The organism is Sphaerisporangium sp. NPDC005289, assembly GCF_040607455.1.
Lineage (GTDB): Bacteria > Actinomycetota > Actinomycetes > Streptosporangiales > Streptosporangiaceae > Sphaerisporangium > Sphaerisporangium rhizosphaerae.
The window spans coordinates 20,478-46,487 of record NZ_JBEXGS010000030.1; the positions used below are offsets into that span (position 1 = coordinate 20,478).

General features: G+C 70.2%; 21 protein-coding genes. 14 read left to right on the top strand and 7 right to left on the bottom strand.

Going from position 1 to position 26,010, the window contains the following annotated elements; all coding sequences use genetic code 11:
• Positions 1-160: 160 nt before the first annotated feature.
• Positions 161-592 carry a DUF5318 family protein gene (locus ABZT47_RS35380; protein WP_354852098.1) on the bottom strand — a complete coding sequence of 144 codons (432 nt, stop codon included), beginning with the start codon at positions 590-592 and terminating at the stop codon, positions 161-163.
• 146 nt (positions 593-738) lie between these two features.
• On the opposite strand from ABZT47_RS35380, the gene ABZT47_RS35385 reads away from it, so the two are divergent.
• Positions 739-1,395, top strand: a complete 657-nt coding sequence (locus ABZT47_RS35385) for a PadR family transcriptional regulator (RefSeq protein WP_354852100.1) — start codon at positions 739-741, stop codon at positions 1,393-1,395.
• Between the two features lie 13 nt (positions 1,396-1,408).
• Positions 1,409-2,488: an inositol-3-phosphate synthase gene (locus ABZT47_RS35390; protein WP_354852102.1), complete on the top strand. Its 1,080-nt coding sequence runs from the start codon at positions 1,409-1,411 to the stop codon at positions 2,486-2,488.
• Between the two features lie 88 nt (positions 2,489-2,576).
• Here ABZT47_RS35390 and idi read toward each other — a convergent pair whose 3' ends face one another.
• The gene (gene idi, locus ABZT47_RS35395) at positions 2,577-3,176 is read right to left on the bottom strand and encodes an isopentenyl-diphosphate Delta-isomerase (protein WP_354852104.1); all 600 of its coding nucleotides are present in this window, start codon (positions 3,174-3,176) and stop codon (positions 2,577-2,579) included.
• A 327-nt stretch (positions 3,177-3,503) separates the two neighbouring features.
• Between idi and ABZT47_RS35400 the strand changes: the two genes are divergently transcribed.
• The gene (locus ABZT47_RS35400; RefSeq protein WP_354852106.1) at positions 3,504-4,805 is read left to right on the top strand and encodes an MFS transporter; all 1,302 of its coding nucleotides are present in this window, start codon (positions 3,504-3,506) and stop codon (positions 4,803-4,805) included.
• Positions 4,806-4,854: 49 nt separating this feature from the next.
• Here ABZT47_RS35400 and ABZT47_RS35405 read toward each other — a convergent pair whose 3' ends face one another.
• Entirely contained in the window at positions 4,855-6,210 is a 1,356-nt protein-coding gene (locus ABZT47_RS35405; protein WP_354852108.1) for an aspartate aminotransferase family protein, read from the bottom strand.
• A 78-nt stretch (positions 6,211-6,288) separates the two neighbouring features.
• Positions 6,289-7,695 (bottom strand): CCA tRNA nucleotidyltransferase, encoded by a 1,407-nt coding sequence (locus tag ABZT47_RS35410; protein WP_354852110.1) that lies wholly within the window; start codon positions 7,693-7,695, stop codon positions 6,289-6,291.
• Between the two features lie 183 nt (positions 7,696-7,878).
• Here ABZT47_RS35410 and ABZT47_RS35415 point away from each other — a divergent pair, with 183 nt between their 5' ends.
• From ABZT47_RS35415 to trxA, 8 genes are all read left to right on the top strand, one after another.
• Complete coding sequence (locus ABZT47_RS35415) at positions 7,879-8,457, top strand: YbaK/EbsC family protein (RefSeq protein WP_354852112.1); 579 nt, start codon at positions 7,879-7,881, stop codon at positions 8,455-8,457.
• A gap of 46 nt (positions 8,458-8,503) precedes the next feature.
• Positions 8,504-10,738, top strand: coding sequence for a DUF6049 family protein (locus tag ABZT47_RS35420; protein WP_354852114.1), 2,235 nt, complete (start codon positions 8,504-8,506; stop codon positions 10,736-10,738).
• Positions 10,735-12,348, top strand: a complete 1,614-nt coding sequence (gene murJ / locus ABZT47_RS35425) for a murein biosynthesis integral membrane protein MurJ (RefSeq protein ID WP_354852116.1) — start codon at positions 10,735-10,737, stop codon at positions 12,346-12,348. The genes ABZT47_RS35420 and murJ overlap by 4 nt, the downstream gene beginning before the upstream one ends.
• A 181-nt stretch (positions 12,349-12,529) precedes the next feature.
• On the top strand, positions 12,530-14,032 hold the full coding sequence (locus ABZT47_RS35430) for a protein kinase family protein (RefSeq protein ID WP_354852118.1): 1,503 nt from the start codon (positions 12,530-12,532) through the stop codon (positions 14,030-14,032).
• A gap of 13 nt (positions 14,033-14,045) precedes the next feature.
• Positions 14,046-14,693, top strand: coding sequence for an RNA polymerase sigma factor SigM (gene sigM / locus ABZT47_RS35435; protein ID WP_354852120.1), 648 nt, complete (start codon positions 14,046-14,048; stop codon positions 14,691-14,693).
• Positions 14,683-15,750, top strand: coding sequence for a zf-HC2 domain-containing protein (locus tag ABZT47_RS35440; RefSeq protein ID WP_354852121.1), 1,068 nt, complete (start codon positions 14,683-14,685; stop codon positions 15,748-15,750). The genes sigM and ABZT47_RS35440 overlap by 11 nt, the downstream gene beginning before the upstream one ends.
• Positions 15,751-15,985: 235 nt before the next feature.
• Positions 15,986-16,945, top strand: coding sequence for a thioredoxin-disulfide reductase (trxB, locus tag ABZT47_RS35445; RefSeq protein ID WP_354852122.1), 960 nt, complete (start codon positions 15,986-15,988; stop codon positions 16,943-16,945).
• 12 nt (positions 16,946-16,957) lie between these two features.
• Positions 16,958-17,281, top strand: coding sequence for a thioredoxin (gene trxA, locus ABZT47_RS35450; protein ID WP_354852124.1), 324 nt, complete (start codon positions 16,958-16,960; stop codon positions 17,279-17,281).
• 386 nt (positions 17,282-17,667) lie between these two features.
• Here the strand turns inward: trxA and ABZT47_RS35455 are convergent, their stop codons facing one another.
• The gene (locus ABZT47_RS35455; RefSeq protein ID WP_354852126.1) at positions 17,668-18,285 is read right to left on the bottom strand and encodes a GNAT family N-acetyltransferase; all 618 of its coding nucleotides are present in this window, start codon (positions 18,283-18,285) and stop codon (positions 17,668-17,670) included.
• A gap of 515 nt (positions 18,286-18,800) precedes the next feature.
• Here ABZT47_RS35455 and ABZT47_RS35460 point away from each other — a divergent pair.
• From ABZT47_RS35460 to ABZT47_RS35470, 3 genes are all read left to right on the top strand, one after another.
• Positions 18,801-20,033, top strand: coding sequence for a PLP-dependent aminotransferase family protein (locus ABZT47_RS35460; protein WP_354852241.1), 1,233 nt, complete (start codon positions 18,801-18,803; stop codon positions 20,031-20,033).
• A 76-nt stretch (positions 20,034-20,109) separates the two neighbouring features.
• Entirely contained in the window at positions 20,110-21,063 is a 954-nt protein-coding gene (locus ABZT47_RS35465) for a D-alanine--D-alanine ligase (RefSeq protein WP_354852128.1), read from the top strand.
• 356 nt (positions 21,064-21,419) lie between these two features.
• Entirely contained in the window at positions 21,420-22,475 is a 1,056-nt protein-coding gene (locus ABZT47_RS35470) for an aminotransferase class V-fold PLP-dependent enzyme (protein WP_354852130.1), read from the top strand.
• Between the two features lie 1,388 nt (positions 22,476-23,863).
• Here ABZT47_RS35470 and ABZT47_RS35475 read toward each other — a convergent pair.
• Both ABZT47_RS35475 and ABZT47_RS35480 read right to left on the bottom strand, forming a co-directional pair.
• Positions 23,864-24,829 (bottom strand): ParB/RepB/Spo0J family partition protein, encoded by a 966-nt coding sequence (locus tag ABZT47_RS35475; RefSeq protein WP_354852132.1) that lies wholly within the window; start codon positions 24,827-24,829, stop codon positions 23,864-23,866.
• 145 nt (positions 24,830-24,974) lie between these two features.
• Positions 24,975-25,823, bottom strand: a complete 849-nt coding sequence (locus ABZT47_RS35480; RefSeq protein WP_354852134.1) for a ParA family protein — start codon at positions 25,821-25,823, stop codon at positions 24,975-24,977.
• Positions 25,824-26,010 lie beyond the last annotated feature (187 nt).

Consider the following 26,010-nt stretch of genomic DNA (forward strand, 5'->3'; position numbering starts at 1 on the left):
ACCGGCGCCCTCGGCTTGCTCGGGGCGACCGGTCGGCTCTGGGCCATAGCTGCTGTAACTCACGCGTCCTCGTTGGGTCATCTGGCGATCTGGAGGTCTTCGACGTCTGTCTGCGGCAGGCGGAGAACGTGCCTCCCGGGGGGAACTCGACTGCGCATGGCTACGTCTCCGCGGGGTCCCCGCCTGAGTCGGAGTCGATCTGTCGCATGGTGTCCGAGCTGCCCGGTGGCCCGCCATTGCCCAGGACGAAGGAAACCGTCAGGTGATTCCATGAGCAACCTTGGCAGACCTCGACAACGTAGACCCGGAATTCCTCGTATTCGCGGGCCATCTGAACAAGGTCTGACGTGGCCTTTACGCGCCCTGCGCTGCGACCCAGCGCGTCACCGTACACGTATGTGACATGGGTCACGTTCCGGTGCTCACAGATGGGGCAGACGCGCTCCGTCGGCTCACCGTGGTACCGAGCGGCACGCAAGAGGTAGGGATGCGCATCGCACACATCACGCCTGGCCGTGCGACCGGAGCGAAGCGACAGGATCGTCGCTCGCTTCGCGAGGCCGTAGTCCACGACCCCTCGCTGTGACCACATGAGCGTCAGACTACGACTTTTTTATCTATTCCGCCCAACCGCTTGACGGATTTCTTGATTGCGCAGTATGCCGACGCGACGTATCCTCGGGATGTATCGGCTCGATACATCGACGGGACACATCGCTGCGAGAGGGGGCGGTTCCAGTGGCGGTCGGCAAAGGCGGAGTGCTGGAACTGGCCGTGCTCGGCTCGCTCCACGAGACGCCCTTGCACGGCTACGAGCTGCGCAAACGGCTCAACGCCCTGCTCGGCATGTTCCGTGCGTTCTCCTACGGTTCGCTCTATCCCTGCCTGCGGCAGCTGCTCGCGAACGGGCTGATCGCCGAGGAGACGCCGGAGGAGACCGCCGCCGGCACCGGGTCGCAGACCGCGCTCGACAGCGGCCTGCCGCTCACCGGGCGCCGGTCGAAGATCGTGTACAAGCTGACGGCCGAAGGCAAGGAGCGGCTCCACGAGCTGCTCACCCAGGCGGGCCCGTCCTCCTGGGAGGACGAGAGCTTCGGCGTCCACTTCGCCTTCTTCCGCCACACCGAGGCCGAGGTCCGGCTGCGCATCCTCGAAGGCCGCAGAAGCCGCCTCGAAGAGCGGCTCGACGGGGTGCGCACCGCTCTCGCCCGCACGCGCGAGCGGCTCGACAGCTACACCTTGGAATTACAGCGCCACGGCTTGGAATCGGTCGAGCGCGAGGTGCGCTGGCTGAACGAGTTGATCGATACCGAACGAGCGCAAGCCGTCCGGGCAAGAGCGGACAGGGCACAGGCGCAGGACGCCGAGCCCGTTCCTGATGAGACGAACGAGTAAAGGAGCGAGTGCCATGGGTTCCGTGCGCGTAGCCATCGTCGGTGTCGGCAACTGTGCCGCAGCGCTGGTCCAGGGCGTGCATTACTACCGGGACGCCGATCCCGGCGTCCGGGTGCCCGGTCTGATGCATGTCCAGTTCGGTGACTACCACGTCGGTGACGTCCAGTTCGTGGCCGCCTTCGACGTCGACGCCAAGAAGGTCGGGCGCGACCTGTCCGAGGCGATCGTCGCCTCGGAGAACAACACCATCAAGATCTGCGACGTGCCGCCGACCGGCGTCACCGTGCAGCGTGGCCCCACATATGACGGCCTTGGGGAGTACTACCGCGAGATGATCGAGGAGTCGGACGAGCAGCCGGTCGACGTGGTCGCCGCGCTCAAGGCCGCCAAGGTGGACGTCTTGGTCTCCTATCTCCCCGTGGGCTCGGAGGATGCCGACCGCTACTACGCGCAGTGCGCCATCGACGCGGGCGTCGGCTTCGTCAACGCGCTGCCGGTCTTCATCGCCTCCGACCCGGTCTGGGCGCAGAAGTTCACCGACGCCGGCCTCCCCATCGTCGGCGACGACATCAAGTCCCAGGTCGGCGCCACCATCACCCACCGCGTCATGGCCAAGCTCTTCGAAGACCGCGGGGTCGAGCTGCTGCGCACCTACCAGCTCAACTTCGGCGGCAACATGGACTTCATGAACATGCTGGAGCGCAAGCGCCTCCAGTCCAAGAAGATCTCCAAGACGCAGTCGGTCACCTCGCAGATCCCGCACGAGATGGCGAAGGCCGACGTCCACATCGGCCCCTCCGACCACGTGCCGTGGCTGGACGACCGCAAGTGGGCCTACGTCCGCCTGGAGGGCCGCTCCTTCGGCGACACCCCGCTGAACCTGGAGTACAAGCTCGAGGTGTGGGACTCCCCGAACTCCGCCGGCGTCATCATCGACGCCGTCCGTGCCGCCAAGATCGCCATGGATCGCGGCATCGGCGGCCCCATTCTGTCGGCGTCGTCCTACTTCATGAAGTCGCCGCCGGAGCAGTACTCCGACGACGACGCGCGCGACGCCGTTGAAAAGTTCATCCGCGGCGAAGTCGAGCGCTGACCACGAAGCCGGAACAGAAGACGCCCATGGTTCCACGTGAAACCATGGGCGTTTTCCGCGTCTCGTACGCCTTGGGTGAGCAGGTGCGTCAGGTCCCCGAGGACGGGACGCGGGCGGCGGGCGGCAGGTCGGCGGGGTCGGCGGTGGGCCAGGTATAAGGGTCGGAGCCGAGGGCCGCCAGCAGCGGCACCTGTTCCCCGCACCACGGTGAGATCGCCAGCAGACCGCACATGACGTCGTCGGTGAACTCCTTCCACGGCATCCAGCGGGCGTCGCCGACCTCCTCGGGGTTCGGAGACGGCTCGGCGGACACCACGGCCCGGTAGACCGGGCACATCTCGTTCTCCACCGTTCCGTCCCGCATCACCGCGCGGTAGGCGAAACCGGGGAGCATCAGCTCGACGTCGTCGGCCTTCAGGCCGAGCTCGTGGGACAGCCTGCGCCCGACCGCCTCGGCCAGCGGCTCCCCGGGCAGCGGGTGTCCGCAACAGCTGTTGGTCCACACTCCGGGCCAGGTGCGTTTGTGCGAAGCGCGCCGGGTGAGCAGGACCCGTCCCTCGCCGTCGAACACATAGCACGAGAACGCCAGATGCAGCGGGGTGTCGGCCCCGTGCACGACCGTCTTGGCGGCGGTGCCGACCGCTTCACCCCGCGCGTTCACAAGCACGACATGTTCGTCATGGGTCACGTGACCGAGGGTACGTGATCATGTCGGGTAGACGGACTGCGCTGAAGTGCTCTCACGGCGGCCGGGCCGGAAAACGGTCACACCCAGGTGATGATTCGTCATTCCCGGTGGGCCAAGCATCTACCTGACGCCAAGCGGATCCGCCTGAAAACCGCCCTCCACCTCGCAGGTGGTACCGGAAGCCCGGGCACGGTGGGGCCGCCGGCCGAGGACGCGACGGCACCGGCTCCTGCGGCCGGATCGACCGGGATGGTTCATCACCTGTTGGGGGCGAATCAGGGTTGTTCCCGATGTGTTCCACGACACGTGCCCAGTAGGCTGGCCCGCGTGTCATTCGTCTCCGACCTCCGTGCCGTCCTTCGAGGCCGGGACTTCAGACGTCTCTACGCCACCCGCCTGGTCTCGCAGTTCTCGGACGGCGTCTTCCAGTTCGCCGTGGCCGGCTATGCCTTCTTCACCCCGGAGAAGCAGACGAGCGCCGCCGAGGCCGCCATCGCGTTCGCGGTGCTGCTGCTGCCCTACTCCGTGCTCGGGCCCTTCGCCGGGGTCTTCATCGACCGCTGGTCACGGCGGCAGATCCTGGTCATCGCCCCGATCGTCCGCGGCGTGCTCCTCCTGGGGGCCGCGCTGCTCGTGGCGCTGGGCACCCCCGACTGGTGCTTCTACGCGGCGGCCCTCGCGGTGCTCGGCGTCAACCGCTTCTTCCTGTCCGCGCTGAGCGCGTCGCTTCCGCACGTGGTCGAGGAGGAGCGCCTGCTGCTGGCCAACGCCGTCACTCCGACGTCGGGCACGGTCGCCACGTTCGTCGGCGCGGGCGCGGGCTATCTGCTCCGGCTGGCCTTCGGCCCCGAGCACAGCGGCACCGCCGGACTGCTGATCGTCTCGGGCGTGGTGTTCGGAATGAGCGCCCTCATCGCCTCCACCATGCACAGGAATCTGCTCGGCCCCTCGTTCGACCCGAACCTGCCGCAGACCCGCCAGGCGGTGCGTCACGTCATGAGCGGCCTGATCGACGGTGCGCGCCACGTGGTGCATCTGCGGGCTCCGGCGGCCGCGCTGGGCAGCATGGCCGCCCACCGGTTCCTGTACGGCCTGACGATCGTGATGACCGTGATGCTCTACCGGTACTACTTCACCTCCGACGTCGAGGCCGGCCTGAACGAGGTCACCGGCGTGCTGGCGAGCTCCGGCGCCGGCTTCTTCATGGCCGCGCTCATCACGCCGTGGGCCACCGAGCGCTTCCGCCCCGAGGCATGGATTCCGATCATGCTGGCCACCGGAGGAGTGCTGATGCTGGCGCTCTGCCTGCCGTTCCAGGAGATCGGCTTCGTGGCCATGGGCTTCGTCCTCGGCGTGACGGGGCAGAGCGTGAAGATCTGCACCGACACGATCGTGCAGCGCGACGTCGAGGACGCCTATCTCGGGCGGGTCTTCTCCATCTACGACATGCTCTTCAACGGCATGCTGGTCGCCGCCGCCGCGGCCGCCGCGCTCTTCCTGCCGGCCAACGGCAAGTCGTACACGGTCCTGCTGATCGCCTCCGTCGGGTACGTCGCCAGCGCCGTGGTCTACCGGCTGGTCGTCGGCGTCACCACCCGCCCCGCCCAGCCGCAGCAGGCCGCCCGCTGAACCTCCGTCGCACGCCGGTGCCACCCGGCCCCGTTCGGCCGAGCGTGGATCAGGGGCTCAGCGTGGCCACGGCGGCCGTCATCGCCCCTGTGATCGCGGCGAGGTCGACGGGGCCGGTGCAGTAGGGCGGCATGGTGTAGAGGAGGCGGCCGAAGGGGCGCAGCCAGACGCCGTGCGCCATCACGACATTCTGCATCTTCTCCACGTCCACCGGCTCGGCCGTCTCGACCACGCCGATCGCCCCCAGGACGCGGACGTCCCGGACGCCGGGTGCGCCCACGGCGGGGGCCAGGCCCTCGGCGAGCGCGGCCTCGATGCGCTTGACCTCCTCCTGCCAGGGCCGTTCGCCCAGCAGGGTGAGGGAGGCGTCGGCGACCGCCGCGGCCAGCGGGTTGGCCATGAAGGTGGGACCGTGCATGAGCACCCCGATGAGCTCGGCCACCTCCTCGGTGCACAGGGCGGCGGCCATGGTCAGGTAGCCGCCGGTCAGGGCCTTGCCCACGCACATGATGTCCGGCCGGACGCCCGCGTGGTCGCAGCCGAACATCTCGCCCGTGCGCCCGAAGGCGGTCGCGATCTCGTCGGCGATGAGCAGGATGCCGTGCTCGTCGGCCAGTTCCCGCAGCCTGCGCAGGTAGGCGGGATGGTAGAACCGCATGCCGCCCGCGCCCTGCACCACCGGCTCGACGATGATCGCCGCCAGCTCACCGGCGTGCCGTGCGACCATCACGTCGAGATGGCGCAGATAGGCCTCGTCGGGGGTCGCCGGTTCGGCCGAGACGCCGGGGATCGCCGGCTCCGACGATCCGCCGGAGATCTCCGGTCCGGCCGGCCGGCGGCCAGGCGCCGAGGGCGAGGAGGCTCCGGGGCGCAGACCATAGTCGGCGGGGGGACGATCGGCGAAGACGTGGGCGGGAAGGACACCGCCGAACAGGTGGTGCATGCCGTTCACCGGATCGCAGACCGACATCGCCCCGAAGGTGTCGCCGTGGTACCCGCCCTTCACGGTGAACAGGCGGCTTTTACCGGTGGCCTGCACGGCCATCTTGATCGCGACCTCGACGGCCACCGACCCGGAGTCGGCGAGGAAGACCTTGGGGAGGCCGGTCATCTCGGCCAGGCGCCGCGCCAGGCGGACGGCCGGCTCGTGGGTGAGGCCGCCGAACATCACATGCGCCATATCACCGAGCTGGTCGCGTACCGCCGCGTCCAGCCGAGGGTGCCCGTACCCGTGGATCGCCGACCACCAGGACGACATCCCGTCGATGAGCTCACGGCCGTCGGCGAGCGTCAGCCGGACGCCCTCGGCCCTGGTCACCGGGTGCGCCGCCACCGCCGCGGCCGCGGCGGTGTACGGGTGCCACAGGTGCCTGCGGTCGAGCTCGCGCAGCTTCTCGGCGTCCATCCCGCCACCCTAATCGGGGCCCGCCTCCGCCTCGGCAACCCGTCCACCGAGATCAGCGAGCAGGCCCTCCCAGGACGGTCAGGCGGAGCCGGGGAGGAGGTCCTGGTCGCGGGCCCAGGTCAGGAGGGCTTCGCGGGCGGCGTCCTTGCCGACGATCCCCTGGTCGAGGCGCATGTCCAGCAGGAACTTGTACGCCTTGCCGACCACGGGGCCCGGGCCGACGCCGAGGACCTGCTGGATCTCGTTGCCGTCCAGCTCGGGCCGCATCTTGGCCAGCTCCTCCTCGTCGGCGAGGCGGGCTATGCGCACTTCCAGGTCGTCGTAGGTGCGCGACAGGGCTTGCGCCTTGCGCTTGTTGCGGGTGGTGCAGTCGGCGCGGGTGAGCTTGTGCAGCCGCTCCAGCAGGTGGCCGGCGTCGCGGACGTACCGGCGCACGGCGGAGTCGGTCCACTCGCCGGTGCCGTAGCCGTGGAAGCGCAGGTGCAGTTCGACCAGCTGGGAGACGTCGGCGACGACGTCCTTGGGGAAGCGCAGCTCGCCGAGGCGCTTCTTGACCATCTGCGCGCCCACGACCTCGTGGTGGTGGAAGGAGACCCGTCCGGCCTCCTCGTACCGCCGCGTTTTGGGCTTGCCGATGTCGTGCAGCAGGGCCGCCCACCGCAGGACGCGGTCGGGCCCGGCGGTCTCCAGGGCGATGGCCTGCTCGAGGACGATGAGGGTGTGCTCGTAGACGTCCTTGTGGCGGTGGTGCTCGTCGATCTCGAGCCGCAGCTTGGGCAGCTCGGGCAGGACGTGGGCGGCCAGGCCGGTGTCGACCAGGAGCCCGAGGCCGGATCGCGGGTCGTCGCCGCAGAGCAGCTTGTCGAGCTCGTCGCGGATGCGCTCGGCGGACACGATTTCGATGCGGTCGGCCATCGAGGTCATGGCGGCGACCACGGCGGGGTCGACGGTGAAGCCGAGCTGGGAGGCGAAGCGGGCGGCCCTGAGCATCCTCAGCGGATCGTCGTCGAAGGACTGCTCGGGCGTGCCCGGGGTGCGCATCACCTTGGCGGACAGGTCGGACAGGCCGCCGTACGGGTCGACGAACTCGTGCCCGGGGAGCCGCACGGCCATGGCGTTGACCGCGAAGTCACGGCGCTCCAGGTCGGCTTCGAGGGTGTCGCCGTAGACGACCTCGGGCTTGCGCGACTTGGGGTCGTAGGACTCGCTGCGGTAGGTCGTGATCTCCAGGACCCAGTTGCCCTTGCGGACGCCGACCGTGCCGAAGTCGATGCCGATGGTCCAGATGGAGTCGGCCCAGTCTTTGACGATTTCCAGCACCCGCTCTGGGCGCGCGTCGGTGGTCAGGTCGAGGTCGTTGCCGATGCGGCCGAGGAAGACGTCGCGAACCGAGCCGCCGACGACGGCGAGCTCGTGCCGGTGCGCGGCGAACAGGTCGCCGAGCTCATCGGCGATCGGGGCGATCCGCCGAAATAGGTCGATCACGGCCCTCTGCTGACTAACGCTCAGATTTGAGACGGACAAGCTGGGTAGGTCCTTCGGTTACGGAAGCAGATCTCCGAGCTAGCCCTGGTGTAACCCACCCGGGGATACACCCCGAGCGATCACCAGGTTACGGTCGGTCGTAGGTCTGTCGGGGGCACCCGGACAAGACAAGGAGCACGAGAGATGAAAGACGCCCTCGCGATCCACCGCCGGCTCCTGTCCCACCAGATCCACCATGAGATCGTACGGCTTCCCCGCGCCTTGACATGCGCCGACGACCTCCCCGCCATTCTCCACGTCGACCCCGCTTCGTGCATTCGGGTGACGGTCTACGAGGTCACCACCCGCAACCAGCGCGAGCCCGTGGCCGTGGTCACCACGGTCGCCTCGCCTCCGCGGCCGGGAGCCGTCGGGGCCCTGCTCGGCGCCCGCCGGGTGCGTCCCGCGCCCGCCTTCCTGGTGAACTCCGCCACCGACTACGCCGCCACAAGCGTGTCACCCCTTCTGCTCCCGGACGACCTCACCGTGCTGATCGACGAGCGCCTGGCCGAGCACGGCGACCCCGACGCCCTGGTCTACACCCCGACCGGCGAACGGCGCACGGCACTGCGTCTGAGGGCCCTCGACCTGCTGTCTCTCACCCGCGGCAAGCACGTCGACCTGGAGTCCCCCCGGCACAGGACGGTGCGCATGCCGGGCACGCGCGAGGTGCGGCCGGTGAGGGGCGCCCCCCGCTGCGAATCGCCGCCCGCTCTGCTTTAGGCCATACCATTCTGGGCGTGCGCCCAACTCCACCCCTGGCCGGCACGTGACCCGCGGAGCCGCCCTGATCGTCGCGCTGACCGCCGCGTTCCTCACGCCGGCGGCCGTCGCCGGTGCCTCGGCCGGTCCGGCCGGGGCGGGAGCCGCACAGGTCGCCGCCGCGCCCCAGGCACGCCCCGCTCACGCCGCGACCGCGCCCCGGGGCCTTGCGGCCGACGCGCAGACCACGGCCCGGGTCCGCCAGGCTGACGCCTCGACGTCGGGCCGGCAGGAGACCCAGATCGTGGTCAACTCGATCACGCCCCAGGCGCCCCGCGATCCCACCACCGAACTGAAGATCTCCGGGGCCGTCGCCAACACCGGCGGCACCACCCTCAACTCCCTCACGCTCCAACTGCGCTTCTCCCGCCAGCCGTTCGCCACCCGCGCCGAGATGCAGGCGTTCGCCGACGGCGGCCCCATGCTGGACTCCACCCGCGAGTCCCTGGTGGTCGGCCAGCTGGTGGCCTCGCAGAAGGTCCCCTTCGAGTTCGCCACCACCCCGGCGAAGCTCGGCATATTCCGCTTCGGCGTCTATCCCCTCACCATCCAGATCATCGACGCGGCCGGGCGGCCGCTCGCCGCGCAGCGCACGTTCCTGCCCTACGCCCCCGCCGGCCAGCAGGTCGCCCGCACGAAGATCTCCTGGGCGCTCCCCCTCGCCGACCAGCCCCACCGCGGCGACGACGCCACCTTCGTGGACGACGCCCTGCACGACGCCGTGGCCGACGCCGGCCGCCTCGGCAAGATCCTCAAGCTGGCCGAGACCTCCGCCAAGGGCGTGACCTGGTTCGTCGACCCGGCGGTGCTCGACGACGCCCAGGCCATGGCCAAGGGGTACACCCTCAAGTCCGGCGACAAGGCCGAGAGCCGGCCGGGCGACCAGACCACATCGCAATGGCTCCAGCGGCTGCGCACCGCCTTGCAGGACGTCCCCGTGTCCGCCCTTCCCTACGCCGATCCGGACATCACCGCGGTCAACCACCACGGAATGGACACCGTCACCGGCACCGCGCTCAAGCAGGGCGCCGCCGTCGCCACCGAGGCGCTCGGCAAGGACGTCACCACCGCCGTGAACTGGCCGGCCGCCGGGGTGATCGACCGCGACGCGCTGGACGTCCTGGCCGTCGGCGACGTGCGCACGGTGCTGCTGAACGCCTCGGCGCTCCCCCCGAGCACCCCCGTCACCTACACCCCCGACTCCGCCGCCACGGTGGACACCGTCAAGCGGCCGGTGCGCGTGCTGCTGGCCGACCCCGTGCTGAGCGAGCTGGTCGCGACGACCGGCACCTCCGGGCCGGGCGTGACGGCCCTCACCACCCAGCGCTTCCTCGCCGAGACCGCGATGATCAGCGCCGAGCGCCCCACCGAGTCGCGCGCGGTCGTCGCGGCGCCGCCGCGCCGGTGGAACCCCGACCCGGCTTTCGTCACCGCGCTGCTCAAGACGGCGGCCTCGGCGCCCTGGCTCAAGCCCGTCTCCCTGGGCTCGGTGAAGCCCTCGGCCGACACCGCGATCCCCCGCACCGACCTCGTCTACACCGACAAGGACCGCCAGGCCGAGCTGAGCCGGGCCTACATCGGCGGCGTCAGGAAGCTCAGCAGGCGGGCCGAGCTGACCGCCACGGTCAGCGCCGACCACCGCAGGGTCTTCGACACCGCTGTGCTCCGCGCCGCCTCGACGGCCTGGCGCGGCCGCGCCGGCGCGGCCGGGCCGTTGCTCAAGCAGCTCGACGCGGCCGTGACCACCCGCACCGACGCCGTCTCGATCACCGGCCGCGAAGGGCGCACGCTCGCCGGCAAGAACGGCACCGTGCCGATCAGCATCCGCAACGACCTCGGCGACCAGGAGGTCACCGTCGGCGTGCGGATCACCTCCGGCGACCGCAAGCTGCTCACCATCGGCGCCTACGAGTCGCCGGTGACGATCAGTCCCGGCAAGACGCGCCCGATCGACATCCCGATGACCGTCAACGGCAACGGCGGCGACACGACGGTGAAGGTGCAGCTCACCACCGCCGACGGCATCCGCTACGGCGCTCCGGTCGAGGTCTCGGTGCGCACCACGGGGTACGCCGCCATCGCGCTGGTGATCGTGGGCGCGGCCGTGGCCGTGATGCTCGCCGCGGTGCTGCTGCGCGTCCTGCGGCGCCGCTCACGCAAGGCGGCCAGGACGCGGGGCGCCATACGCGGCCGGCCCCAGTCCGTACCCGAACCGGCACAGCAGCGAGAGGGGCCTTCATGAGCCGGATGTTGCGCGCCAGCGCGATCATGGCCGCGGGCACCATGGTGTCCCGCCTGACCGGCTTCGTGCGCACGGCGGTGCTCGCCTCGGCCATCGGCGTCGCCGCCCTGGGCGACGCCTACAACATCGCGTACACGATCCCGTTCATCCTGTTCGACCTGCTCATCGGCGGCGTGCTCAGCAGCGTCATCGTCCCCATGATCGTCAAGGCGCAGAAGCACGACGCCGACGGCGGGCGCGCCTACGAGCAGCGGCTGATGACCGTGGCCACGCTCGCCCTGGTGGTGATCGCGGTGGTGGGCGTGCTGTGCGCGCCGCTGCTGATCGGGCTGCTGACCACCGACCTGCCGGCGCTCGACGCCGAGGTCGCCACCACGCTGGCGCGCTACATCCTGCCGCAGATCGCCTTCTTCGGCATCGGCGCGATCGCCGGCGCCATCCTGAACACCCGCGACCGGTTCGCGGCGCCCATGTGGGCGCCCGTGCTGAACAACGTCGTGGTCATCGGGGTCGGCCTGCTCTACCACTTCGTGAGCCGAGCGGGCGGGAACCTCCACGCGGTGACCGGCTCCGACCTGGCCCTTCTCGGGCTCGGCACCACGGCGGGCATCGTCATCCAGTCGATCGTCCTGGTGATCTCGGTGCACCGCGCCGGGTTCAGGTTCGTGCCCCGGTTCGACCTGCGCAACGCCAGGCTGGGCGAGATGGGCCGGGCCGGCGTGTGGACGCTCGCGTTCGTCCTGCTCAACCAGGTCTCCTACATCGTCACGACCAACCTGGCGACCGGCGCCACGGCCAAGGCCGGGGCCGAGCACGTCGCCGGCATCGCCTCCTACAGCTACGCCTTCCAGCTCTTCCAGCTGCCCTACGGCATCATCGCGGTCTCGGTGATCACCGCGATGCTCCCGCGCATGAGCCGGTACGTGCACGAGGGCGAGTACGGCGCCATCCGCGAGGAGTTCGCCTCGGGCGTGCGCCTGGTGTCGTGCGTGATCGTGCCGTGCGGGCTGCTGCTGATGGTCCTCGGCCCGGCGGTGACGGTGCTGATCTTCGGGCACGGCAGCACCTCGGTCGACGACGCGGTGAACATGGGCAACGTCCTGCAGGTCTTCGGGCTCGCGCTGGTGCCGTTCTCGATCTACCAGCTGCTGCTGCGGGTGTTCTACAGCTTCGGCGACACCCGCACCCCGGCGCTCGTCGCCGCCGGCAACCTCGCGGTCAACGCGACGGTGAGCTACATCCTGTACCTCACGCTGCCGCCGCGGCTGATCGTCATGGGGCTCGCCGCCTCCTTCACCGCGGCGTACGTGGTCGGCGGGACGGTCGCCTGGACGCTCGCGAGCCGGAAGGTCGGCGGCGGGCTGGGCGGGCGCCTCGTCGCCTCCGGGCTCTCGCGGATGTACACCGCCGCCATCCCCGCGGCGGTCGTCGCGCTGGCCGCGTTGTGGGCGATCACGGAGTTCGCCGGCGTCACGCCGCTCAGCTCGGCCATCATGCTGGTGGCGGGGGGTGGGCTCGGCGGGGCGCTCTACCTGGTGACGTCGCACCGCATGCGCATCGCCGAGATCAGCTCGATCATTGGACTTGTGGCGGGGCGGGTAGGCCGCTAGTCATAGGTAACCCGGAAGTCCGGTTCGCCCGTGTTCAAAGGGCAACACGGACGAGACCCGCGCCGGACTACGATGGTGCCCGGCGCACGGTGACGATCGTGCGCCGCCGGCTGACGAGGAGCAGGAGGGGCGTGGGGGCATTCGCACGGACATCGCCCGCGACCAGGGAGAGGATCACCTCATGAGCGCCCCGGCCGTGGAGCCCGGCGGCCGACTGGCCGACCGGTTCCGCCTGGAAGACCGCGTCAGCGAGTCGGGTGGCGCCACGTTGTGGAAGGCCATCGACGAGGTGCTCGCGCGGCCCGTCTGCGTCCTCACGCTGGACCCCGACTTCGACCGCGTGTCCGAGGTCGTCACCGCCGCCCGCAGGGCCAGCCGCCTGACCGACCCCCGGCTGACGCAGGTCTTCGACGCCGCCGAGGAGAACGGCCAGGCGTACGTGGTGAGCGAGTGGGTCACCGGCGAGTCCCTGACCGACATGGTCTCCTCCGGGCCCATGGCGCCCGAGCGGGCCGCCGCGCTGGTGGCCGAGGCCGCCGAGGCGGTGGCGCACGCCCACGAGGCGGGCCTGGCCCACCTGTGCCTGACCCCCGACCGTCTCATCTGGACGGCCGGCAGCACGGTCAAGCTGCTCGGACTGGCCGTCGACGCCTCCCTCAGCGACATCGAGAGCGACAGCGCCGCCCGTGAGGACGCCCAGGGGCTCGGCCGCCTGCTGTACACCGCGCTGACGGGAACCTGGCCGGGTGACGGCGACGTCGACCTGCCGCCCGCGCCGATGGACGACGGCAAGGTCTGCACGCCGCGCCAGGTCACGGCCGGCGTCCCCGGCTTCCTCGACGCGATCACCTGCCGCGCCCTGATGCAGGAGCCGCGGCGGGGGCTGCCCGCGCTGGCGACCCCGGCCCAGGTGGCCGAGGCGCTCGCCGAGGTGCCGCGGCCCGCGCCCGTGCCGGTCTCGGCGACGCCTCCCGCGGTGACCCTGCGCTCGGAGGCCCCGCCCGACACCGAGCCGCCCCGCCAGTCGCACACCACCGCGCACCAGCGCCCGCCCATGGCGCCCATGCCGCGCCGTTCCGGCGGGGTCGCGGGGCGCGTCGTGATCACGGTCGTGGTCCTGCTGGTCATCGTGGCCGTCGGCGTCGGCGCGTGGACCTTGGGGCAGAGCCTCGGCAAGCGCCCTACAGCGCCCTCCGCGTCCGCCTCTCCTTCGCAGGCGTCCCAGCCCAAGATCACAACAGTGCGGCCGGCGAGCGCCAACGGGTTCGACCCGCTGGGCAGCGACCGTTCCGAGCATCCCGAGTGGGCCCCCCTGGCCATCGACGGCAAACCGTCGACCGAGTGGCACACCGACAAGTACAACAGCGCCGACCTCGGCGGGCTGAAGAAGGGCGTCGGCCTGCTCGTCGAGCTGGGCAAGCCGACGCCGATCGCCGATGTGGTGGTCTCACTGGGCGACACGCCCGGGTCCAGCATCGAGCTGCGGGTCGGCGACTCGGCCGATCTCGGGGCGCTGAAAACAGCCGCCAAGCAGGAGAACGTCTCCGGCACGGTGACCCTCACACCGGAGAAGGCGGCGACCGGCCGGTACGTTTTGATCTGGTTTACGCGCCTTCCGGCCTTTGAGGGGAAGTTTCGTGGCACCATCTATGACGTAGTGGTGCACTCTCCCGGATCGGCATAACAGGACACGCGTTGTGAACCCTCCTCCCGATAGCCCGCCGGCGGCTACTCAGCACGCCGCACGGTCCGCGTTGTCCGACGCCGACCTGCTGACGAGCCATATCGGCGGCGATCCACACGCCTTCAGCGAAATCGTCCGGCGCCATCGCGACCGCATGTGGGCGGTGGCCCTGCGTACGCTCGGTGACCCCGACGAGGCCGCCGACGCCGTGCAGGACGCCTTCGTCTCCGCCTACCGCAAGGCCGACAGCTTCCGCGGCGAAGCGGCCGTGACCACCTGGCTCCACCGCATCGTCGTGAACGCCTGCCTCGACCGCATGCGCCGCAAGTCCATCCGGCCGGTCGCCGACGACGAGCTCGTCGAGGCGGCCGAGCGGGACACTCCGATGCCCGACCAGACAGGGGACCGCGACGTCTCCATGGAGGTCACGGCCGCGCTCAAGCTCCTGCCGGCCGACCAGCGCGCGGCGCTGGTGCTGGTCGACATGATGGGATATTCGGTCGAGGACGCAGCCCAGGTGCTGGGCGTGCCGACCGGCACCGTCAAGAGCCGCTGCGCGCGGGGCCGCGCCAAACTTGCCCCGATTCTTTCCCATCTGCGGAACCGATCGGACCTAACCCGCGTCTCATCCGCGAAGGGAGCACAACTTCGTGACGGGTGATACGCACTACGATATGGAGATCCTCGCCGAGCTGGCAGAAGGTCTTCTCGACGGCGCCACGGCCGTGCAGGTCCGCGAGCATCTCGCGGTGTGCGATCCCTGCGGGGAAAGCCTTGCCGACCTGGCGGCGGTCCGCGAAATGCTCGCGGGAGTGCCGGTGCCCGCGATGCCCATGGGCGTCGCGCTCCGCATCGACAAGGCACTAGGCGCCGAGGCCGAGACCAGGCGGTCCGGTGGCGGGCTCAAGCTCGACGAGGCGCCCGACTGGGATCGCATCATGGCCGACTCCCCCTGGGAGGCCATGCCGGATTCCCCATGGGAGACCGCGCCGGAGCCGCCCTCGACGGTCGGTGAGCCGCCGTTGCGGGCCGTGCCCGTGGTGGCCGCCGTGGAGGAGCCGCCAAGGCCCTCGGCGCCGCAGGTCCCAGAGCCGCAGGAGGTCGTGCGCCTCGGCGTCGTGGCCGATGACGGCACGGTCGTCCCCGCCAGGCGCCGCAGGGCGTCCCGGCGGCGTTCCTGGCAACTGCCCGCGATGGCGAGCGCGGCGGCCGCGGTGGTCATCGGCGTCGCCGGGGTGTCGGCGGGCCTGCTGTCGGCCACGGGCACCGACGGAGGGGCCGGCAACGGTTCCATCGCCCTGCCGGTTCCCACGACCGCCGCGCCCAGCGCGGAGCCGTCGAAGAACGTCTCGACCACGGGCCCGACCCATCCCGGCCGGAAGTACGTGATCGCCAGCAGCGACTTCAACTACTCCGACACGGTGCTCAGGGGGCCGCTGAACACCTACGTCGGCGCCTACGGCCCCGGCTCGACCGGCGACGAGTCGAGCGATCCCGCGGTGATGCGGTGCATCACCCGCATCTCCGAGCAGGTGGGCGACCAGCTCGGCCTGCGCAAGAATCCCAACCCGATCGGCGTCGACCAGGCCTTCTACGAGGGCAGCGAGGCCACGGTGATGGCTTTCTGGAAGAACCGCCTGCACAACGCCGTCTGGGTGTACGTCGTGGACGACAACTGCCGCAACATGCGGCCGCCGTCGGTGAGCCGCTGGCAGTAGGGCCGCTCGCGAGCGGGCGCCCGCCTGTTCGCGATCCGGAGTCGTGAGAAGTCCTCCGCGGGTTCCGCGGAGGACTTCTTCTTGTGGAAGGCGCGGCTTTCCTGGGACGGGAATCCCGGACGCCTAGGATCTGTTGACGCCACTGCATCCACCAACGGGTAACCAGAGCCGGGCAGCGTGCGGCGACGCACACCGGCGACGCGCCGGGACCACCATGCGCAGAAAGGCGAGAGGCGTGAGCGACGTCCGTAACGTCATCATCATCGGGTCGGGCCCGGCCGGCTACACGGCCGCGGTCTACGCGGCACGCGCGGATCTCAACCCCCTCGTGTTCGAGGGCTCGGTCACCGCTGGTGGCGCGCTCATGAACACCACCGACGTGGAGAACTTCCCCGGCTTCCCGGACGGCATCCTCGGCCCGGACCTGATGGACAACTTCCGCAAGCAGGCCGAGCGCTTCGGCGCCGAGTTGGTCGCGGACGACGTCGTCGAGGTCGATCTGACCCAGACGCCCAAGGTGGTCAAGACGCCCACCGAGACCTATCTGGCCAAGACCGTCATCGTCGCCACCGGTTCGGGGTACCGCGAGCTGGGCCTGCCCAACGAGAAGCGGCTGTCCGGGCGCGGCGTCTCCTGGTGTGCCACCTGTGACGGCTTCTTCTTCCGCGACCAGGACATCGTGGTCGTGGGCGGCGGCGACACCGCCATGGAGGAGGCCACCTTCCTCAGCCGGTTCGCCCGGACGGTCACGGTGATCCACCGCCGTTCCGAGCTGCGCGCCAGCAAGATCATGCAGGACCGCGCCTTCGCGAACGAGAAGATCCGCTTCCTCTGGGACAGCCAGGTCGTCGACATCATCGGCGAGAACCGGGTCAGCGGCGTCGTCGTCCGCAACGTGAACACCGGCGAGCAGACCGAGCTGGCCGTCGGCGGCCTGTTCGTCGCCATCGGGCACGACCCGCGCAGCGCCCTGTTCAAGGGCCAGCTCAAACTGGACGACGAGGGCTACATCAAGGTCGAGGGGCAGAGCACCAGGACCAACCTGGACGGCGTCTTCGCCTGCGGCGACGTCGTCGACCACACCTACCGCCAGGCCATCACCGCCGCGGGCACCGGCTGTTCGGCGGCGATCGACGCCGAACGCTGGCTCGCGGACAACGCAACCGCCACCGCCACCGCCACCGCCACCAGTTAAGGGGAGAACACCGTGGGCGACATCAAGTCCGTAACCGACGCCACCTTCGAGGCCGAGGTGCTCAAGAGCGACAAGCCGGTGCTCGTGGACTTCTGGGCCGAATGGTGTGCCCCGTGCCGCCAGGTCGCGCCCGTCCTTCAGGAGATCGCCGCCGAGCACGCCGACAAGCTGACCATCGTCAAGATCAACATTGACGAGAACCCGGCGACTCCCCGCGACTACGGCGTACTCCAGATCCCGACGCTGAACGTCTACAAGGGTGGAGAGGTCGTGAAGCAGATCATCGGCGCCAAGCCGAAGGCCATGCTGCTCCGCGAGCTCGACGGCGTCATCTAGGCGCTCCTGCGGCTCGTGCCGTCCGCAACCGTGCGAGCCGTACCACCCCGCCGCCTCCTTCCGGGCGGCACCCCACCCAGCAGAGCCCTCCTCGCCCATCGGCGCGGGGGGCTCTGTTCGTACCGGAAGCTCCGTATGGTTTTGGGGTCCGTCCATGCGGGTGGCTCTTGTTGTGCGCAGGGGCCGGGGTGCGGTCGGGCCGGTGGTGCGCAGGGAGCTGTGGTGCGCAGGGAGCTGTGGTGCACAGGGAGCTGCTGTGCACAGGGAGCTGCTGTGCACAGGGAGCTGTGATGCATGGGGCGGTGGTGCGTTGGAGCCGTGGTGCGTGGGAGGCATGGGAGCCGTGGGAGGCGTGGTGCGTAGGGCAGCGCGGGGCTCAGATCGCCTCAGACGGGGCGTAGCGCCCGTTCAGGAGTCATGGACCCCAGGAGACGCTCCAGTGCCACCTCGACGTCCTCACGCCACGACGCCGCGGTCTTGAGCTCCAGCCGCAGCCGCGGGAAGCGCAGATGCGGCCGGACGGTCTTGAACCCGACCGCGAGCAGGTAATCGGCGGGCATGACGCAGCCGGGCTGCTCCCATTTGAGGTCGCCGAAGGCTTCGATCGCCCGGACGCCGCGCCGCGTCAGGTCCTTGGCCACGCCCTGGATCAGCATGCGGCCGAGCCCACCCCCGGAGAACTCGGGGATGATGTGCGCGGTCATCAGCAGGACGGCGTCCGCGCTGACCGGCGAGGTGGGGAAGGCCACCGAGCGAGGGACGTAGAGCGGGGGCGCGTAGAGCACGAAACCGGCCGGCACACCGTCGACATAGCAGATCTTGCCGCAGCTGCCCCACTCGAGCAGGGTCGCGGAGATCCACGCCTCCTTCTCCAGCCCCGGATCGCCGGTTAGCTGGGCCCGCTCGCCGCTGACCGGGTCGAGCTCCCAGAAGACGCACCGTCGGCAGCGGCGCGGCAGATCATCAAGGTTGTCCAGCGTGACGTTCACCAGCCGACGCGACACCTCGAGGCCCCCAATCGTTGCGAGACGACGCGAGTGTGGGCGGAAATGCGCACGAATTTACGGCGTCTCCAAAGTGGCATGGTAGCCGAGTGAAAGCGGGATACGCCGGTCCTGCGAGCCGGGCCCGCGCGGCCTGTCGCCGCCGCGGGCGCCGAGCAGGGCGGACGCCGTCCCCGGGCGCCGCGAAAGCTCCGCGGACCGCCGCGCGCGTTTCCTCCGGCCCCTCGGCGGAGGACTCCAGGGGTGTGCGGGGCGACGACGAGGCGACCTACTCCGCGGCCTCAATGTCCACCCCAGAAATCGGCGGAGAAATGTCCCTAGTGCCGGTGAAGTGAAGAAATACGGAAGGGTTTCGAGGATGCCTGCCGTAGGCTGGTCACTCCGCAATGAACCTAGCTCGGCTATGCCCTAGGAGGTGGACCGTGACGGAAGAGCAGGATCACGGTCGGAGGACCGCGGCCCACGGGTCGCGCATCGACGCCTACATCGATCGGTACGCCGCACGGGCTACCGGCATGGTGGCCTCCGAGATCCGAGCTCTTTTCGCCGTCGCATCGAGGCCCGAGGTGGTCTCGCTGGCCGGCGGCATGCCGTACGTCACGGCCCTCCCCCTCGACACCGTCGGCGAGATCGTCGCCGACCTGGTGGCCCACCGCGGCACCGTGGCCCTGCAGTACGGCTCCGCCCAGGGCGACCCGCACCTGCGTGAGCAGATCTGCGAGGTCATGCGCCTGGAGGGCATCGAGGCCGGCCCGGACGACGTCGTCGTCACCGTCGGCTCCCAGCAGGCCCTCGACCTGATCACCCGTATCTTCATCGACCCCGGCGACGTGGTCCTCGCCGAGGGCCCCTCCTACGTAGGCGCCCTGGGCACGTTCGCGGCCTACCAGGCGTCGGTGGTCCACGTGACCATGGACGACGAGGGCCTCGACCCCGCCGCGCTCGCCGAGACGATCGACGCACTGTCTCGGCAGGGCCGTCGCATCAAGTTCCTCTACACCGTGCCGACCTTCCAGAACCCGGCCGGTGTCACGCTCAGCGCGTCGCGCCGCCGCCAGGTGCTGGAGATCTGCCGGCGGGCCGGTGTGCTGGTCGTCGAGGACAACCCGTACGGCCTGCTGGGCTTCGACGGCGAGCCGATGCGCGCATTGCGCGCGGACGATCCCGAAGGCGTGGTCTATCTCGGGTCGTTCTCCAAGACGCTCGCCCCCGGCTTCCGCGTCGGCTGGGCCCTGGCCCCGCACGCCGTGCGCGACAAGCTGGTGCTCGCCCTGGAGTCGGCCGTGCTGTCGCACTCCACCTTCACCCAGCTCACCGTGGGGCAGTACCTCGCGACCCAGCCATGGCGCGAGCAGATCAAAGCATTCCGCGAGCTCTACCGCGAGCGGCGCGACGCCCTGCTCGGCGCGATGGACGCCCTGATGCCCCCCGGCTGCGTGTGGACGCGGCCCGCCGGCGGGTTCTTCGTCTGGATGACCCTTCCCGAAGGGCTCGACTCCAAGGCCATCCTGCCCCGCGCCGTCGCCGAGCGCGTGGCGTTCGTGCCCGGCACGGGGTTCTACTCCGACGGCTCAGGCGCGCGGCACATGCGCCTGTCGTACTGCTACCCCGAGCCCGACCGCATCCGCGAGGGCGTCCGCAGGCTCACAGGGGTGATCCAGCAGGAACTGCTCATGCGCGACACGTTCGGCACCGGCTCCGCTCCCGTCCACGGTGGGGTCGACACCCCCGGGCCGGACCTAGCCTGAAGATGACGTGCGGCAGGCGCCCGCTCCCCCGGCGGCGCCTGCCCCTGGAAAGTGCGAGCGGTAAGAAAGGTCCTTGATGAGCGATCTCGGCCATGTGCTGGTGCTGGCAGGCGGACTGTCCTACGAGCGCGAGGTCTCGCTGCGCTCGGGCCGCCGCGTGAGCGAGGTGCTTCGTGCGGCCGGGGTCGACGTCGAGACACGGGACACCGACGCGAGCCTGGTGCCCTCCGTCCTGGCCGATCCGCCCGACGTGGTCTTCGTGACGCTCCACGGCGGGAGCGGTGAGGACGGCGCCATCCGGTCGGTGCTCGAACTGCTCGACCTGCCCTACGTCGGCGCCGGGCCGCAGGCCTGTCGCATCGCCTTCGACAAGCCCACGGCCAAGACGATGGTCCGCTCGGTCGGTGTCCGCACACCCGACGCGGTCGTGCTCCCCAAGGAGACCTTCCACGACCTGGGCGCCTCGGCCGTGCTCGGGCGCATCATCGAACGGCTCGGGCTGCCGCTGTTCGTCAAGCCGTCGCACGGCGGGTCGGCGCTGGGCGGCTCCATCGTCCGCAAGGCCGACGAGCTGCCCGCGGCCATGGTCGGCTGCTTCGCCTACGGCGACACCGCGCTCATCGAGCAGTACATCGAGGGGGTCGAGGTCGCGGTCTCGGTGGTCGACCTCGGCGACGGGCCCACCGCCCTGCCGCCGGTGGAGATCGTCGCCGACGAGGGCGTGTACGACTACTCGGCGCGTTACACGGCCGGCCGCACCGAGTTCTTCGCCCCCGCGCGGCTCCGGCCGGAGGTCGCCGAAGCGTGCGCCCAACTGGCCGTCACCGCGCACACCGCCCTCGGGCTGCGCGACCTGTCCCGCACCGACCTCATCGTCGACGCCACCGGGCAGCCGCACTTCCTCGAGGTCAACGTCGCCCCCGGGATGACCGAGACGTCCCTGCTGCCGATGGCCGTGGAAGCCGCCGGCCAGGACCTCAGCGCCATCTGCCACGGTCTCCTCCAGGCAGCCATCCGACGATCCCGCTGAGCGGGTCCCGATGGGCTCTACCGGTCCGCAGACGAGCGGAGCGGGAGCGTACAGGCGGCGATGACGACCCCGCCGAGCTTGTCCTGGTGGCGTACCCGCCGCAGGTGATCGGAGCGGTGGCGTTCAGACAGCCATGACGAACCCGCCGAGCGCGTTCTGGTGGCGTACCGGTCCGCAGGTCAGCGGGGCGCGGGCGTACAGGCGGCCATGACGAAGCCGCCGAGCGCGTTTCGGTGGCGTACCTGCCACAGGTGATCGGAGCGGTGGCGCACAGGCGGCCATGACGAGCCCGTCGAGTTCGTTCTGGTGGCGTACCGGTCCGCAGGTCAGCGGGGCGCGGGCGTAGCCTTGCGGTCGTGATCGAACAGCTTCACTCCAAGAGCTTCGCGAGCGACAACCACGCCGGGGCGCACCCGGCCGTCCTCGCGGCCGTGGCCGCCGCCAACACCGGCGACGCCCCCGCGTACGGCGACGACGACTGGACCGCCTCCCTGGCCGGGCAGGTGCGCTCCGAATTCGGCGAGCAGGCCACCAGCCTCGTCGTGCTGAACGGCACCGGGGCCAACATGCTGTCGCTGAGCATGATGCTGGGACGCCGGTACGAGGCGATCGTCTGCCCCGAGACCGCGCACATCGCCACCCACGAGACGGGGGCGAGCGAGCGGGTGCTCGGGGTGAAGCTCGTCACCGTCCCGACACGCGACGGGAAGCTGACTCCGGGGGACATCACCGCCCGGCTCGGCGGCCGGGGCAACATCAGCGAGGTCCAGCCGAGCGTGGTGTCCATCTCCCAGGTGACCGAGCTCGGCACCTGCTACACCACCGACGAGGTCGCGGCGATCGCCGCGACGGCTCACGACAACGGCATGCTGCTCCACATGGACGGCGCCCGCCTGGCCAACGCCGCCGCCCACCTCGGCTGTTCACTGCGGGCGCTCACCACCGACGCCGGGGTGGACGTCGTCAGCTTCGGCGCCAGCAAGAACGGCGCCCTCGTGGGCGAAGCCGTGATCGTCCTGCGTCCCGACCTCGCGGAGGCAGGGCCGTACCTGCGGCGGCAGACGCTCCAGCTCGCCTCCAAGATGCGCTTCGTCTCCGCCCAGGTCTCCGCGCTGCTGACCGAGGAGCTGTGGCGGCGCAACGCCGAGCACGCCAACGCGATGGCGCGCCGGTTGGCCGATGGTGTCGCCGGCCTCCCCGGCCTGGACATCACGTGGCCGGTCGAGTCCAACGCCGTCTTCGCCGCCCTGCCGACCGAGGCCATCGCCGAACTCCAGGCGCGATACCTGTTCCACGTGTGGGACGCCTCGCTCGGAATCGTGCGCTGGATGACGGCCTTCGACACCTCCGCCGAAGATGTCGACACCTTCGTGGCCGACATCCGGCAGACCCTCAAGTCCATGACCTCCTGATCCCTGTCCTCCTGACCCCCTTCCTCCCGTTCCACTCCCCTGCCGCCGCCCGCGCCGTTTCACGTGAAACATGGCCCAGCGGAGCGTGTGACGAGCCGACCCGCCACCGCAAATTTCCAGCTCTTCCCTCTCTCGCGTATCGGTGACTGATGAGTCCAGCGGGCGGGCGTGCTGGACGCCTGCCCGCTTCCCCTGGGGACTCCGTTATGGCCGGGTGCCGTGAGAGGGCGGGCGAAGTGGGGGACCGCAGGAAGATCCGCGCCGAGACGTACGTCGCCACCCCACGGGGCCGTTGACACCGAAGGGCCGACGGAGACGAAGCCACCGCAAACCGACTGAGCCGTCACCTGAGCATTTGATGGGTCCACCTCACCAGCCGGTGGGCGAGCCGGACATCGCTGCCCTGTCGTACGTCACCGGCACACCGGGTGGTGGTGGGCGATCGTGCGAAGGGCCATGGCGTGGTCCATCTCGGCATGCGTGCGGGTTGGTGGACCGGCACGGCTGCCCACCAGGTCGACCCACCGACAATGGGTGACGACTGGGCGTGTGGAGCGCGGGCCGGCCGTCCACCACCGACATGGGGTGGCGACGGGGAGGTTGCACCGAAGTCCGCGCCTGACGTGAGTGCTGCAAGGACGGCTGCGGGGGCAGCCAGGCCCGAACGGAACGAACCCCACGCGGCGATCACTCGATTCGGCTGAGCCGCGCCCGCAGAGTCGCTAGACCCACCCCGCAAGCTGGCAGGTGGACCGACATGGGTACCCACCCGGTCTACGTCACCAACTTGGGGCGGTGGAGGACCGTACGGAGAACCGTGGGTGGCACATCCCGGCAAGCGGCTTGATGAGAAGCCAGCAGGCTGCGCCGGCCCACCCACCCGCATGCCGAGTGAGTGGGGCCGGTCGCTCCTGCGGTCGCGGGGCGGTTCCTGACTTGATAAGCCCTCAGCAGGAACAAGTGGGATGGAAGCAGGGGACGTCGGCTAGGTAGAGGTCCTGGTCGGCCGCAGGGCGGACACCATCGGCGCCGAGCCGACCAGAGTCACGCCGCATCGGCGCCAACAGGCGAGTTCGCGCAGCCATATCACCGCGAACGTTCCGCGTCAGAGGAGTCCGGCACCCATCGTCCCCACGGCCGACGAGGATGGGAATCCCGCCCGGACGATACGCGGTTTCACGTGAAACACCGGTCGGACACGGATAGGCACTGAACGAGGAACGCGCGAGCCAGGCGAAGAGATCCCGCCGTTTCACGTGAAACCACGCCCACCGAAATAGACTGCGCCTCCTGGCGGCATCCAGGAGGGCAGGCAGGATCACTCGAGCCGGTTCGGGATGCATGGTCATGGGTGGGAGCCAAGCGCGGGACGGGTTACCCCAGAAGGGTCAGTCTTCGGCGGCGTGGATGGCGGTGGCGGCTTCCGGGACCATGGCGCCGATGATGCGTTCGAGGTCGTCCATGGTGGCGAACTCGACGACGATGCGCCCCTTGTGCCGGCCGAGGTCGACCTTGACGCGGGTCTCGAAGTGGTCGGAGAGCCGGTGGGCGAGGTTGGTGAGGACGGGCTCGGGGGCGTCCTTGACACGGCGGGCACGGGGAGCGGGAGCGGCGGTCGCCTCCCCCATCGAGACGATCTCCTCCACGGTGCGCACGGAGAGCCCTTCGGCGACGATGCGGCCGGCCAGGTGCTCCTGCGCCGCCGGATCGCTGAGGGTGAGCAGCGCCCGCGCGTGCCCCGCGCTGATCGTCCCGGCGGCCACCCGCTTCTGGACGTTGGCGGGCAGGTTCATCAGACGCAGGGTGTTGGTGATGTGCGATCGAGAGCGCCCGACCCGCTGTGCGAGCTGCTCGTGGGTGGCGCCGAAGTCGTCCAGCAACTGGCGGTACGCGGCGGCCTCCTCCAGCGCGTTGAGCTGCTCCCGCTGGAGGTTCTCGATGAGCGCCTCGCGGAGCATCTCGTCGTCCTGGGTGCTTCGGACGATCGCCGGGATCTCCGTCATCCCCAGCAGCTTGGAGGCGCGCCACCGTCGCTCGCCCATGATGAGCTCGTAACGATCGTCATCCGCCGCGCGCACCACGATGGGCTGGAGCAGCCCGACCTCGCCGATGGAGTCGGCCAGCTCGCGCAGAGCATCGTCGTCGAAGATGTCCCTCGGCTGCCGGGCGTTCGGGATGATCGACTTGACCGGGATCTCTAGGAAGTACGCGCCCGCGACCGGCTTCGGCCCGTCATCGGCCGGCCGGGGCTCCGCGGGCGCCACCGTCGGCCGGCTCGGCGCCTCGACGATCGGCCCGGTGGGGATCAGGGCCCCGAGTCCCTTCCCCAGTCCACCACGCTTCTGCTGAGCCACGAATCCTCCTCGCCCAACGCCACGCCCGCGCGGAGACGGTCACCACCGGCACCGCCTCTGTCGCCGCGTATTCCACTCGATCTCGGCCGAACCACCGGAACCCGGCGCAGGACACTCCACAGGAGGGTACCGCTGCCGGACGGGGTCAGCTTCCCGCTAGCGCCGCGGCGCGGAAGGCGATCTCCCGTGCCGCTTCCATATACGCCATGGCACCGCTGGAGCCGGCGTCGTAGGTGAGCACGGACTGGCCGTAGCTGGGCGCCTCGGACACCCGGACGCTCCGGGGGATGACCGTGCTGAGCACCGTGTCCCCGAAATGGGAACGCACCTCGTCGGCCACCTGGGACGCCAGCCGCGTACGGCCGTCGTACATCGTGAGCAGGATGGTGGAGACCTTGAGCTTCTGGTTCAGGTGCACCCGGACGAGTTCGACGTTCTGCAGCAGCTGGCTGACGCCTTCCAGCGCGTAGTACTCACACTGGATGGGGATCATGACCTCCTCTGCGGCCACCATGGCGTTCACGGTGAGCAGGCCGAGGGACGGCGGGCAGTCGATGAAGATGTAGTCCAGGTCGACGGCGTCGAACGCCTCCAGCGCGCGCTTGAGCCGCGCCTCCCGGGCGACCAGCGAGACCAGCTCGATCTCGGCGCCGGCCAAGCCGATGGTGGCCGGCGCGCAGTACAGGTTGGGCATGTCGGGCACCGGGCTGACGATCTCGGCCAGCGGCAGATCCTCGACCAGCACCTGGTAGACCGACGGAATGTCGCCGCGGTGCTCGACGGACAGCGCGGTGGAGGCGTTGCCCTGGGGGTCGAGGTCGACGACGAGCACGCGCTGGCCGTGCATCGACAGCCCGGCCGCCAGGTTGACGGCGGTCGTGGTCTTACCGACGCCGCCCTTCTGGTTGGCGATGGTGATGATCCGCGGCTTCGGGGGTCGGGGCCAGTCGCCCTCCTGCAAGGAGGACGAGTAGCCGATCGAAGCGGCGGCCACCGGAGCGGATGGTGCTGTTTCACGTGAAACCACTGAGCTGAGCGCCTCTCGGACCAGCGGCGAATCGCCGGGGTTAAGGGGGGGCTGAGACACGGTCGTCGTCCTTTCAACCGGCATGGCGGCATCAGGGGAAGTCGGCCAGCCGAGCCCCGTGGGCCTTCCGCCCGTGGCGGAGACATGACCAGCG